This is a genomic window from Micromonospora lupini str. Lupac 08, from assembly GCF_000297395.2.
Taxonomy (GTDB): Bacteria; Actinomycetota; Actinomycetes; order Mycobacteriales; family Micromonosporaceae; genus Micromonospora; species Micromonospora lupini.
In genome coordinates this window covers 3721703-3734431 of sequence record NZ_HF570108.1, presented here as the reverse complement: position 1 = coordinate 3734431, position 12729 = coordinate 3721703, and the positions used below count along the sequence as shown (strand labels likewise).

Sequence of the window (12729 nt, the reverse complement as noted above, 5' to 3'; positions counted from 1 at the left end):
CGCGCTGATGGACACCGCGCACTCCCCCTGGCAGCCACCGTCGATCTGGCGCGCGGCCCTCCTGCTGGCCCGCGCCCTGGTCGGCCTGCTCGCCCGCCTCGAGGTCACCGGCGACGTCCCGGCGCACCTGCGCCGCGGCCCGCTGGTGCTGGCCGCCAACCACATCAGCCCGTTCGACCCGGTGGTGATGGTCGCCGCCTGCCAGACCCGCGGCATCGCCCCGCGGATCATGGCGACCGCCGGGCTGTTCCGCGTCCCGCTGCTCGGCGCCGCCATGCGTCACGCCGGGCACATCCGGGTCGACCGGGGCACCAGCGCCGTGCACCGGGCCCTCGACGACGCCGCCACCGCCGTCGCGGCGGGCTCGGTGATCCTCATCTACCCCGAGGGACGCATCGGCCTGGACCCCGGCATGTGGCCCGAACGCGGCAAGACCGGCGCCGCCCGACTTGCCCTGGCCTGCGGCGCCCCCGTCGTCCCGGTCGCCCAGTGGGGCGCGCACGAGGTGCTGCCCTACCGGGCGCCGAAGGGAATGCTGCGCGGCATCGCCCGCGCGCTGTGGCGCCGCCCGGTGATCCGGGTGCACTTCGGCGCGCCCGTCGACCTGGGCGAGACGGCGGCGGCGACTCCCGGCGCCGCCCGGCGGGCCACCGACCGGATCGTCGACGCGCTCACCGACACCCTCGCCCCGCTGCGTCCCGACGAACCCGACCTCCCCCGCCACGTCGACCCCGGCCGCCCCGCCGACACCAGCCGCGCCCACCGCCGCCGCTCAGCCTGACGGCGGCTCCGAGATCAAGTCGGTTTCCCGGAAACCGGGGTATACCCGCGCCCCGGACACCCCGGTTTTCCGGAAACCGAGTCGATCATCGACCGAGCACCACGAAAGAGGAGATCCATGAGCGAGCAGACCGTGCTGATCACCGGAACGTCCACCGGCATCGGGCTGGAGATCGCGCTGGGCTGCGCGCGGGCCGGCTGGCGGACCGTCGCCACCATGCGCGACGTGGCCCGCGCCGACCGGCTGCGCGAGGCCGCCAGCGCCGCCGGGGTCGCCGACCTGATCGACGTACGCCGGCTCGACGTCACCGACGCTGACGCGGTCGACGGCTGCGTCGAGGACGTGATCGGCGCGTACGGCCGGCTCGACGCGGTGGTCAACAACGCCGGCGCCGGGCACGTGGGCACCCTGGAACAGGACACCGTCGACGACGTCCGGGCCGCAATGGAGGTCAACTTCTTCGGCGTCCTGCACGTCAGCCGCGCCGCCCTGCCCCACCTGCGGGCCAGCCGGGGCCGGCTGGTCACCGTCTCCAGCGTCGGCGGGATCGTCGGGCAGCCGTTCAACGAGGCGTACTGCGCGGCGAAGTTCGCCGTCGAGGGGTACCTGGAGTCCCTCGCCCCGCTCGCCGCGACCACAGGCGTACGGGTCACAGTCGTCGAGCCGGGCGCGGTGGCCAGCGAGTTCGTCACCAACATCGCCATCGACGCCGACGCCGCCATCGCCGCCGCCGGGGTGTACGGGCCGGCGCTGCGCGCCTACCTGGCCCGCACCGGGCAGGCGTTCGCCGCCGCGCAGTCCCCCGCCGACGCCGCGGCGGTGGTGCTCGCCGCGCTGACCGACCCGGCGCCGCCGGTACGGGTGCAGACCTCCGACGGCGCCCGGCAGTTCGTCGGAGTCAAACTCGCCGACCTCGACGGCTCCGCGGTCGCCCGGCTGACCGGCGGCTGGCTGGCCTGACCGCGGGCACGAGCGGCGGGCGCGGCGGGTCGCCGGGGGCTCAGGGCGTCTGTAGTCGCTGCGTGACGAACAGGGCGGCGCGGTCCAGGGCCTGGTCGGCTTCGTCGAGTTGACCGATGAAGGACTGGAAGACGTGCGGAACGCCCGCGGTGATGTCGAGGATGACGTCGACCTCGGCGTCGCGGGCGCGTTTCGCCAGCCGGACCGAGTCGTCGAGCAGCAGTTCGTTCGTGCCGACCTGCAGCAGGATCGGCGGGAAGCCGGTCAGGTCGGCGAGCACGGCGGGCGCGGCGAGCTCCTGGTTCGGGTCCTGGCCGGCGAGGTAGAAATCCGCCGTGTAAGCCATGCCCTGCCGGGTGAAGAACGGGTCGATGCCCTCCTTGGTGTCCATCGACTCGCCCGTGCGGGTGTGGTCCAGGCCCGGCGAGAACGCGACAAGCGCGCCCGGCAGGGGCAACCCGGCGTTTCGGGCGGCGAGGGTGGTGGTCACCGCGAGACCACCACCGGCGGAATCCCCCGCGAACGCGATCGACCCGGCGGCGACGCCGCTGTCGAGCAGGGACCGGTACGCCGCGAGGCAGTCCTCGATCGCGGCCGGGAACGGGTTCTCCGGAGCCAGTCGGTAGTCGAGGGAGAACGCCCGCACTCCTGTCCGCGTGACCAGGCTCGCGGTCAGGCCCATCGCGGTCCGCGGAGATCCGAGCGCGAACGAGCCGCCGTGAAAGTAGAGGATCGTGCCGGGGCGGGTCTCGCCCTCCGGTTCGACGAGCACCGCCGGACGGCCGCCCAGGGTCAGCTCCGAGGTCCGCACCGGAGGAACCGGGAACGGCGCCATGAGCGCGGCGAAGCTCTCCCGCATCGTCTCGACCGGCTCCGGCGCGAAGTCCTTGGGCCCGTCGCCCAGCATGCCGATGATTGCCGCGCGCTGTTCCCTGCTCATGTCCGACGCCTCCCACGGGCGATAAAGTAGCTGCCGTGGAAGCTAATATACCTGCCGCGGCATCTTTTTCCGGTGTCGGGCCCGCCACACTCGCCCAGGTCTTCAGTGACCTGGTCCGCTGCGAGACGCGGCTCTACAACGCGTTGAACGAGACGTTGCGCCGCAGGCACGGCATCGTGGCGTCGCAGTTCGAGTTTCTGGCCTACCTACGTGACCATCCTGGTTCGCGGGTCGCCGATCTCGCCGAGTTTTTCGCGATCGGGGTCGGGGCGACCAGCAAGGGCGTGGGCCGGCTCGAGACCCGGGCCTGGGTGCGGCGCGTGCCGAACCCCGCCGACGGGCGGTCACTGCTGCTGGAGTTGACCCCGCAGGGCGCGGAGCTGGTCGGTGACGCCGAAGTCACCTTCCAGGGACACCTGGCCACGCACATCGGTGGGTCGATCGCCCCGGCCCAGGTCGCGAAACTCGGTCACACGCTGGCACGGCTGCGCGCCACCCTGGAGCACGGCGGTGTCGGCACTCCCGTGGGCTGAAAGCCGCCAGGTCCGCGCGAGCGGGCGACCAGACGCCGGCCGGCCACCCGCAGGCCACCAACCGGGGGCATACTGCGTCGCGTGCTGAACCGATTCGGCTACCTCGACGCGCCCGCGCCGCTGGCGTTCGCCCACCGGGGCGGCGCCGCCGAGGGCGACGAGAACACCACCGAGGCGTTCGCCCGGGCCGTCGGGTTGGGCTACCGGTACGTGGAGACCGACGTGCACGCCACCGCCGACGGGGTCGCGGTGATCTTCCACGACCCGACGCTCGCGCGGGTCACCGGCGAGGCGGGGCGCATCGCCGACCTGCGCTGGGCCGACCTCGCCTCGGTACGCGTCGGCGGCGCCGCCGTCGTACCCCGGCTCGACGAGGTGTTGGGCGCCTGGCCGCAGGTCCGCTTCAACATCGACGTGAAGGCCGACGGCGGCGTCGCGCCGACGGTCGCGACGGTGACCCGGGCCGGCGCCGGCGACCGGGTGCTGCTCGCCTCGTTCAGCGACGCCCGACTGACCCGGCTGCGGGCGCTCACGCAGGGGCGCGTCGCCACCAGCCTCGGCATGCGCGGGGTCGCCCGGCTGCGGCTCGCCTCCCTGCACGGACGCCCGCTGCGGCTGCCGCCGTCGGTGGTCGCCGCGCAGGTGCCGCCGCGCTACGGGCGGGTGCCGGTGGTGGACCGCCGGTTCCTCGACTACTGCCACCGCCTGGGGTTGCAGGTGCACGTCTGGACGATCGACGAACCCGCCCAGATGCACGACTTACTTGATCGTGGTGTGGATGGCATCATGACCGATCACGTCGGCGTGCTGCGCGACGTCTACCGCAGCCGCGGCCACTGGGCCGCCTGACCATCGAAGGACCCCCGATGGCCGAGACCGTGACCCCCACGGTGGACGACACCCCGCCCCCGGCGAGCACCCGCCGCGAGCGCAGCGGCTGGTACATCTACGACTGGGCGAACTCCGCGTTCCAGACCACGGTGATCACCGTGTTCCTCGGCCCGTTCCTGACCACCGTCGCCGAGCTGGCCGCCGGCTGCGAGCTGGGCGCCGACACCTGCGACGGGTACGTGCACCCGCTGGGCATCCGCGTCGCGGCCGGCTCGTACTACCCGTACCTCATCTCGCTGTCGGTGTTCCTCACCGTGTTCGTGCTGCCGGTCATCGGGGCGATCGCCGACCGGTCGGCGCACAAGAAGCGGCTGCTCGGCGGGGCCGCGTTCACCGGCGCCGCCGCGACCATCGCGATGGCCTTCGTCACCGGCGACCGTTACCTGCTCGGCGGGGCCCTGTTCCTGGTCGCCAACATCTCGTTCGGCGCCGCGATCGTGGTCTACAACTCGTTCCTGCCGCAGCTCGGCGGCCCCGACGAGCGCGACGGCATCTCCAGCCGCGGCTGGGCGCTGGGCTACCTCGGCGGTGGCGTGCTGCTGGCGCTGAACCTGGTCGCGGTCACAGTGCTCAGCGAGGACGACAACCCGCAACGCACCCTGGACCTGGCCCGCTGGTCGATCGTCTCCGCCGGGGTGTGGTGGGCCGCGTTCACGCTGGTGCCGCTGCGCTGGCTGCGCGAACGCCCCGCCGCGGCGGCCCTGGTGGCGCGCGGCAACGTGCTCACCGACGGGTTCCGGCAGCTCGGGCACACCCTGCGCGAGGTCAAGGCGTACCCGCTGACGTTGTTCTTCCTGCTCGCGTTCCTCGTCTACAACGACGGCATCCAGACCGTCATCACCCTCGCGAGCCAGTACGGCACCGAGGAGCTGCGGCTGGAGCAGAGCACCCTGATCGTCACCATCCTGCTCGTGCAGTTCCTCGCCTTCGGCGGCGCGCTGAGCCTCGGCGCCCTGGCCCGGCGCATCGGCGCGTGGAAGACGGTGCTGCTCAGCCTGGTGCTGTGGACCGGTGTGATCCTCGGCGCGTTCCGGCTGCCCGCCGAGGCGCCGGTGCCGTTCATGATCCTCGGCGCGGCCATCGGCCTGGTCCTCGGCGGCAGCCAGGCACTGAGCCGGTCCCTGTTCAGCCAGCTCATCCCCACCGGCAAGGAGGGCGAGTACTACGGCTTCTACGAGATCAGCGACAAGGGCACCAGCTGGCTCGGCCCCCTCGCGTTCGGCCTCGTGTTCCAACTCACCGCCTCCTACCGGGTGGGCCTGGTCTCACTGCTGATCTTCTTCGTGGTCGGGTTCCTGCTCCTCGCCGCCGTACCGATCCGCCGGGCCATCGTCGCCGCCGGCAACACCCCACCCCGGGTGCTCTGAGCACGCATCCCGCACCCGACAGATCCGGACCGGTCGATCGGCTAGGCTGCCCGACCGTGACCGACGACGCCGCTACCGCCCCGACCTGCCTGGCCCACCCCTTCCCCGGCCAGCCGCACGCACCGGCCGGCTGCGCGGCCGCGCGCGGGCTCGACGGGCGTCCGGTGCACGCCGCGGCGTTGAAGTTCTTCTGGGGGCCGATGGACTGCGGCAAGTCCACGATGGCGTTGCAGATGAACTACAACCACGCCCGGCAGGGCCGCCGCGGGCTGGTCACCACCCGCATCGACAGGTCGCTGGGCCCGCAGGTCACCACCCGCATCGGCCTGGCCCACGAGGCCATCGAGGTCACCGACGACCTGGACCTGCGGGCACTCGTCCGCGGCCGCTGGGCCGACGGGGTCCGCGTCGACTACCTGATCTGCGACGAGGCGTGCTTCTACACCGTCGAGCACGTCGAGCAGATGGCCGAACTGGTCGACAGCTACGACGTGGACGTGTTCGCGTTCGGCCTCGCCACCGACTTCCGGTCCTGCCTGTTCCCCGCCGCGCAACGCCTGTTCGAGCTGGCCGACGAGGTGGCCCGCATCCAGGTCGAGGTGCTCTGCTGGTGCGGCCGCGAGGGCCTGCTCAACGCGCGGGTCGTCGACGGTCGGGTGGTCCGCGAGGGCGAGCAGGTCGTCATCGGCGACACCGTCGACACCGCCGACGTGCGCTACCAAGTGCTCTGCCGCCGGCACTACCGCAGCGGCGACCTCGGCCCCCGCGACTGAGACACCGGCCGCCCCTGGGTAGGGACGGCCGGTGCTGATCGGGATCGGTCAGCCGACGCAGATCTGCTGCGCCCGCAGGGTCCACACCCCGGCGAACGCGACGATCTCCCGTCCGGTCGCCTCGGCGGTGTCGAGGGCCACCTTGGGCACCAGGGTCGTCACCGAGCCGGCCCCGAGCAGCCCATTGAGCACGCCGCCGACGCCCGCGGTCTGCGACCCCGCCGGGCAGGCCAGCGTCGGCACGGGCTTCGGCGAGGTCGCGTCGGACGCGCTCAACGCGTCCAGCAACGCCATCGCCGGCAGCGGGTTGGCGCAGAACGCCTGGGTCTGCAACGTGAAGTTGCCCGGCGCGCCGAACACGTACGCGGTGCTGGAGACCGAGCCGAGCGCCGAGGTGAACGCCAGCTCGTCGATCGCCACCGCGCCGTTGGCGTTGTCGATCCGGTACCCACCGCCGAAGGTCTTCTTGCCCGCCGGGCAGACGGCGGTGATGCCCACCTTGTCGAGGGCGTTGTTCGCCGACGTGGTGGTGACCAGTTGCAGGCCGGCCACCGTGCCGGCGGGGGCGCAGACCGCGTACGCGCCCACCGACCAGGGCACGTTCGTGGCGTTGGCCTCCACCCCGACCACTGTCACCGTGTGCAGGGCGGCGTCGGCGTACATGCGGGTCATCAGGACGTCGCCCTGACCGTCGTTGATCTTCCCGCCGGCCCCGACGACCTGGTCCGCGCCGTTGCAGGAGATCGGCATCGTCTTGGAGTTCGTCGCGTCCAGGACGCTTGTGGCGGTGACCCGGTACAGGCCGACCGACGCCTGCGCCGGGGTCGTCGGCGCGAGCAGCGTCGTGGCCGCCGCCATGCCGGTCAGCACTGCCAGACCAGCAAGTTTGCGCTTCATGGGTGTGTCCCTCCGTACTGCCTCGTCGACTGTCGGCGAGGGCTGTGGGGTCAGCCTCCGCACGCTCGTCAGGAGGGCGTCAGCAGCGCCTCGTACTGACGCCACGATGACGTCCGGCTGCGACCCTGCGCACGACGCCATCGTGGCGTCGGCGGGCCCGGCCCGGGCCCACGAACAGGAGGTTCCATCATGCGTATCCGAGCGTCGGTGGCGGCCGTGCTGGCCGCGCTTCTGCTCAGCGGCGGTCTGGCCGTCGCCGGTGGCGCCGTGGCGCAGGCCGATCCGGGAGCGGATCCGTGCGCCACCACCGACGGTGATCCGATCATGGGCACCGCGGGCGACGACATCCTGTACGGAGGAAGCGGTCCGGACGAGATCTACGGACTGGGCGGCGACGACGAGATCTACGGCGGCGGCGGCGTCGACACGATCCTCGGCGGCACCGGCGACGACATCCTGTTCGGCAACGGCTGCGGTGACACGCTCGTCGGCGGCCCGGGCGACGACGTGCTGGCCGGACTCGACGGCGACGACTACCTCTCCGGCGCGAACGGCGCGGACCTGCTGATCGGTGAGGCCGGCGTCCCCATCTGGGGCGTCGTCACCGACGGTGACACCCTCGACGGTGGTCCCGGAGTGGACACCTGCGCGGAGGACGACGAGCCCGACAGCGCCGTGATCTTCTACTACTACATCGACACCGGCGCGGGCGACGAGAACCTCTACAGCTGCTGAGCTGTCCGCCCCCGCAACACGGCCGGCTCCGGGGGCGGTGCGTCGATCGCACGCATCGCCCCCGCCCACCTGTCGAACGCCCGCCGTGCCTCGCCGTGTCGGCCGGCGCCGACAAGCGCTTCGACCAGGGTGCGGTGCGCCCACTCGTCGTAGGGGTCCGCGTCGAGCAACCGGACCAGAGTGGTGGCGGCACGATCGGCAGCACCGTCGCGCCGATACAGCCGGGCGAGGTCGCGCAACGCCCGCAGCCACACCGCGCGGGCCTGTTCCCGCAGCCCGTCGGCCCAGTCCTCGTACGGTTCGTCGGCGAAGGCGTCGCCCCGGTAGGTGGCGTCCACCTCGGCCAGCATCTCGCGCGCCCGACCCGGGTCACCGTCGCGAGCGAGCCGTTCCGCCCGCGGGGCGTCGGCGAGCAGAGTCTCCGCGTCGACGCTCACCCGGGTCAGGTCGAGGCGTACGCCAGTCAGGTCGGCGCGGACGTACCTGTCGGCCGGCCACAGCCGGGACGGGTCGAGGACCGCGCGCACGGCGGAGAGCAGCACCGACAGGCGGTGCGCGGTGCGCCGCGGCTCGTCGTCGGGCCACAGCAGCTCAGACAGCTCCGCCCGCCCCACCGCGCGGCCACGGCGGGCGACGAGGATCTTCAGCAGCGTACGGGCCTGGCGGGACCGCCACGCCGGCAGCGGGACCTCCCGCCCGCCGACGACGACCTCGAACCCGCCGAGCACCCGCACCTCGACGGTGCCGCCGGCGCCGGAGGGCGGGGCCAGCTGTCGACCGTCGACCGTCTCGACTCCCAGCGCCAGCAACCGGTTGGCCGCCAACCGTGCCGCCGAGCGCTGCGAGCCGTCGGCGCCCGGGATCCGGCCCAGCAGGACGACTGTCTGCTCGGCGGCGGGACACGCGCCCGCCGTGCGCCAGATCTCGCCGGCCTCCCGCAACGCGTCCCGGCTCGCGGCGGGTTCGGCGGCGACGGCGGCGGTCAGCTCCAACGCCTCGGCCAGCGCGTCGGACTGCCGGCCGGCGCGGGCCGCACCCACCGCTTCGGCCGCCCGGAGCCGGGCCGACTCCAGATCACCCCCGGCGTACGCCACCCAGCCCACCGCCACCAGAGCGGACGGGAGCAGGAACGCCGGGGCCAGGCGGTGCGCCTCGTCGGCGGCGGCGCGGGCCGCCGCGAGGTCGGCGCCCCGGCCCTCGCACCGCAGCCGGGCCAGGCCGGTCAACGCGGGGATGAGCACCTGCAGGTCGCCCACGTCGCGGGCCAGCTCCACCGCCTCGGTGAAGGCCGCCATCGCCTCCTCGCGCCGGCCGAGGCGCCGATTGACCTCGGCCGTCCCGTAGACCCCGGCCGCCGCGCGGTTCAGCCCCAACCGCTGGGAGACGAGCTTGGACCGGGTGAAGTGCAGTGCCGCCTCGTCATAGCGCCCCAGCCGCACCAACGCCTCACCCGCGTTGTGCAGGGCGGTCACCAGCACTCCCGGCGGACCGGCGAGCTCCGCGGCGCGCACCGCCCGCACGGCGGCGCCCAGTGCCGGCGGGTAGCGGGCCTCGCGCAGCAGGCAGTGCGCCTGGTTGACCAGGACCCGGGCCTGCTGGACCAGGTCACCGGCGCGTTCGGCCGCCGCCAGGGCGTCGGCGAGGTGCGCGTCGCGGCGGGTGCCGGACGACATCAGCGCGGCCGCGATGTGCGCCGCCGCAAGGGGCCCGTCCTCGTTCACCCGGTGGGCGGCGGCGAGCGCGTGGGCGCCGGTGGTGACCGCGTCCTCGACCCGGCCGAGCTGGGCGAGGGTGCTGGCGCGGCAGGCCAGCAGCAGCACGTCGTCGGGGTCGCTCGGGATGACCGTCGGGGGCGTGTCGGCCAGGTCGAGCACGGCGAGCGCGCCCGGGTAGTCCGCGCGCAGGTACGGCACCATCGCCGCTCGCCACAGCAGACGCGACGGCCAGCGACGGTCCCGTTCGGCCTGCGCGAGCAGCGCGGTGAAGACCCTCGACGCCCGGGTCACCGCACCGGACATGCGCAGCGCGTCACCGAGGATCAGCCGGATGTCGGGGCTCTGCGCGGCCTGCGGCAGAGCGCTGACCAGGTCGGTGACCTCGGGTGCTCCGCCGTGGGCGAGCATCTCCCCGCCCTGGCTCGCGATCAGGTCGGCGCAGCGGCCCGGCTCGTCGGCGTCCAGCAGGGCGCGAGCCGCCGCCAGCGGGTACGCGGTGGCGAGATACCAGTCGGCGGCGGCGCGTAGTCGGCGACGGCCTCCGGCGTCCGGCGGGCCCGTCTGCTGGGCCAGCACGGTCGCGAGCACCCGTACCAGTTGGAACGTCTGTGGCGTTCGGCCGGTGCGCCGACGGGGGTGGGCGACCAGCAGTCCGGTGCTTGTCGACCAGCGCAGCGCGTCGGCGGTGGCACCGGGTGTCGGACGAGTGTCGACGGCCTCGCACAGCGGCGCGCTGATCGGGTCGAGGTCGTGGGCACGACGCAGGAGCCGCGTGACGTGCGGGGGTAGGTCGGCGAGGACCTCGTCGCGGGCGAAGCGGCCACCGGCGGTGCCGGGTTCGGTCAGGGCCGCGAGCAGGTCCCGGCGGCCGACACCCTGGCGGCCGAGAGCGTCGCCGGCCAGGTGGACCCACGCGGGCCAACCGGCGGTCAGCTCGTACACCAGGTAGGCCAGGTCGCTGTCCGCCACGGCGTGCTCGTCGCGCAGGACGCGGGCGACCGCGTCGCGGCCGAGGGCAAGGGTCGCGGGACCACGGTCGACGACGGGTACGGCGATGGCGCTCAGTGCCTCGTCGGCCAGCGGGTGGCGGGCGGCCAGCGTCACCGCCGGGCGGCCCGGCAGGGCCGTCAACAGACGGACGAGGGCCAGTTGGTCGGGTGCGGCGAGCGCGGACACCTCGTCCACCAGGACCCGGCCCGGCGGCGGGTTCTCGGTGCGCGCGGCCGCGTCGAGCAGGTCGAGCGCCCGGTGGCAGACCGTCGGTCCGTCCCCGCCGGCGGCCTCCAGGGCGGTGGTCTTGCCGTAACCGGCGGCAGCCACCAGCATCAGCCACCGCTGCTGCTCGGTTGCCATGGTGTCGCCTCCGCAGGCCGGTGACCCACGCTAACCAACCGGCGGGTCACCCGGGGTAACGCTGTCCCACAACCGACGGTGCGAGCGGACGGATCAGGCAGGCCCGATCCGGACCCGGTCGGCGACGATGACCCCGACGGTCACCGCCACCGCCGCGGCGGCGCAGGCCGCGACGGTCGCCCCGAGCCACACACCGATCGGCACCAGCGCCAGCAGCACCACCACCGCGACGATCCGGCTGGTCGGCACGGTCCGCCACAGCACCGCCTGGTAGGCCGCGTGTCCGGCGAGGAACAGCGCCGGGCCGCCCAGGGTGAACAGCGCGGCGGCCATGGTGGCGGGGGCGCCGGGCTCACGCAGGAGTTGCTCGTCGCCCGCCGAGGTCACGATGACTCCCGCGACGATCACCGGGTGCAGGTAGTTGAACGCCACCCGGCTCAACGCGCCGGTGCGTTGGCCGGCGCGGGCGATGACCTCCGTCGCGGCCCGGGCCGAGCGGGCGAAATACACCCACCACAGCGCCACCGACCCGGCGAACGCCAGCAGGAACGCCCCGGACGTCACCCGGTTGACGTGCGACGTGAGGGTCGTGCCGGTGACCAGGATCGACTCGCCCAACGCGATGAGCACGAACGCCCCGCACCGCTCGGCCAGATGCCCACCCTCCACCATCCACCGCTCGGGGCGGCTCCGTCCCCGCCCGGGCAGCGGGTAGCCGATCAACAGGCCCACCACGTCCAGCACGACCGCCGTCGCCCATACCGCCTCCCGGACGGCCCCGCCGACCAGGCCACCGACCACCACGAGCACCGACGTCCCGGCTATCCACGGCAGCGACTTCTGGAAGCCGTCGACGAGCCACGGTGTGCCCTGCACGGCCCACAACGAGAACGCGGTGCGGCCCACCTGGACGGTCACGTAGACCACCGCGAAGAGCAGGCCGGTGCCGGCGAACGCCTGCGGGATCGCCGCCGACAGCAGCAGGCTGCCCAGGGCCACGCCGAGCAGCATCGCCCGTACCGGACCCCGGTCCGGGTGCAGCCAGTTGGTCAGCCAGGTGGTGTAGATCCAGACGAACCAGACCAGCGCCAGCAGCACAGCGGTACGTGCGGCGCCGCGCCAGTCGGGGTGCGCGATCAGGTAGTGCGACAACTGGGTGACCGTGAAGATGAACACCAGGTCGAAGAAGAGTTCGGTGGAGGTGGTCGGCTCGACCCCCTGCCGCTTCCGCAGCCACCCGGGGTGCGCTGGTTCGCCGGCCGGAGGGTCAGAACGGGTCACCGCACACCCGCCAGTCGCCGTCCTCACGGACCACCGGCAGACGGCGTTCCTCGCTGATGCCGCCGTCGCGGGTCACCTTCACGGTCACCGTGCCGCGCGGACGCCCGCCCTTGGTGGACACCGACACGTCGGTGATCTCGTAGTCGGTCACCATCGGTGGCGTCCGCACCCAACTGGTGAAGCCGATCGCGCTCCACCGGGTGCGCGCGTCCGCGCAGAGCCGCTCGTACGCCTGGTCGCTGTCGCCGAGAGTCACCTCGCTGAGGAAACCGTCGGCGGTCTCCCGGATCGGGCCGGCGGCCTGCCGCACCGTCTGCAGGTTCCACGCCCCCAGCCCGGCCACCCCGACGCAGCACAGCGCCATGCCGAACCCGGCGAAGGCCAGCCCGGTGCGCATCGGGCGGTGCCGCCGGGCCGGTCGGCTCCACGACTGGCCGGCACCCACGACTACCGACCGTAGAGAAGACCGTCGCACCCAGGCGTGACAAGCCGGAAACTGGGCC

General features: G+C 73.5%; 12 protein-coding genes. 7 read left to right on the top strand and 5 right to left on the bottom strand.

Annotated features, from left to right (window positions below):
• Positions 1-7 precede the first annotated feature (7 nt).
• Positions 8-781, top strand: coding sequence for a lysophospholipid acyltransferase family protein (locus tag MILUP08_RS18230; RefSeq protein ID WP_039908272.1), 774 nt, complete (start codon positions 8-10; stop codon positions 779-781).
• Positions 782-898: 117 nt separating this feature from the next.
• The gene (locus MILUP08_RS18225) at positions 899-1741 is read left to right on the top strand and encodes an SDR family NAD(P)-dependent oxidoreductase (protein ID WP_007460283.1); all 843 of its coding nucleotides are present in this window, start codon (positions 899-901) and stop codon (positions 1739-1741) included.
• A gap of 40 nt (positions 1742-1781) precedes the next feature.
• Here the strand turns inward: MILUP08_RS18225 and MILUP08_RS18220 are convergent, their stop codons facing one another.
• Complete coding sequence (locus MILUP08_RS18220) at positions 1782-2681, bottom strand: alpha/beta hydrolase (RefSeq protein ID WP_007460282.1); 900 nt, start codon at positions 2679-2681, stop codon at positions 1782-1784.
• 35 nt (positions 2682-2716) lie between these two features.
• Between MILUP08_RS18220 and MILUP08_RS18215 the strand changes: the two genes are divergently transcribed.
• From MILUP08_RS18215 to MILUP08_RS18200, 4 genes are all read left to right on the top strand, one after another.
• Positions 2717-3214: a MarR family winged helix-turn-helix transcriptional regulator gene (locus MILUP08_RS18215; RefSeq protein WP_007460281.1), complete on the top strand. Its 498-nt coding sequence runs from the start codon at positions 2717-2719 to the stop codon at positions 3212-3214.
• Between the two features lie 81 nt (positions 3215-3295).
• A complete protein-coding gene (locus MILUP08_RS18210; RefSeq protein ID WP_007460280.1) occupies positions 3296-4063 on the top strand; it encodes a glycerophosphodiester phosphodiesterase family protein in 768 nt (255 codons plus the stop codon).
• 17 nt (positions 4064-4080) lie between these two features.
• The gene (locus tag MILUP08_RS18205; protein WP_007460279.1) at positions 4081-5472 is read left to right on the top strand and encodes an MFS transporter; all 1392 of its coding nucleotides are present in this window, start codon (positions 4081-4083) and stop codon (positions 5470-5472) included.
• Between the two features lie 56 nt (positions 5473-5528).
• Positions 5529-6245, top strand: a complete 717-nt coding sequence (locus MILUP08_RS18200; protein ID WP_007460278.1) for a thymidine kinase — start codon at positions 5529-5531, stop codon at positions 6243-6245.
• A gap of 48 nt (positions 6246-6293) precedes the next feature.
• Here the strand turns inward: MILUP08_RS18200 and MILUP08_RS18195 are convergent, their stop codons facing one another.
• The gene (locus MILUP08_RS18195) at positions 6294-7142 is read right to left on the bottom strand and encodes a hypothetical protein (RefSeq protein ID WP_007460277.1); all 849 of its coding nucleotides are present in this window, start codon (positions 7140-7142) and stop codon (positions 6294-6296) included.
• 189 nt (positions 7143-7331) lie between these two features.
• On the opposite strand from MILUP08_RS18195, the gene MILUP08_RS37135 reads away from it, so the two are divergent.
• Positions 7332-7877: a calcium-binding protein gene (locus tag MILUP08_RS37135; RefSeq protein ID WP_007460275.1), complete on the top strand. Its 546-nt coding sequence runs from the start codon at positions 7332-7334 to the stop codon at positions 7875-7877.
• Here the strand turns inward: MILUP08_RS37135 and MILUP08_RS18185 are convergent.
• The 3 genes from MILUP08_RS18185 to MILUP08_RS18175 form a co-directional block, all read right to left on the bottom strand.
• Positions 7865-10945 carry a BTAD domain-containing putative transcriptional regulator gene (locus tag MILUP08_RS18185; protein WP_007460273.1) on the bottom strand — a complete coding sequence of 1027 codons (3081 nt, stop codon included), beginning with the start codon at positions 10943-10945 and terminating at the stop codon, positions 7865-7867. The genes MILUP08_RS37135 and MILUP08_RS18185 overlap by 13 nt on opposite strands.
• Before the next feature lie 93 nt (positions 10946-11038).
• Positions 11039-12226 carry a low temperature requirement protein A gene (locus MILUP08_RS18180; RefSeq protein WP_007460272.1) on the bottom strand — a complete coding sequence of 396 codons (1188 nt, stop codon included), beginning with the start codon at positions 12224-12226 and terminating at the stop codon, positions 11039-11041.
• Positions 12213-12671: an Rv0361 family membrane protein gene (locus tag MILUP08_RS18175; protein ID WP_007460271.1), complete on the bottom strand. Its 459-nt coding sequence runs from the start codon at positions 12669-12671 to the stop codon at positions 12213-12215. The genes MILUP08_RS18180 and MILUP08_RS18175 overlap by 14 nt, the downstream gene beginning before the upstream one ends.
• Positions 12672-12729: the final 58 nt, after the last annotated feature.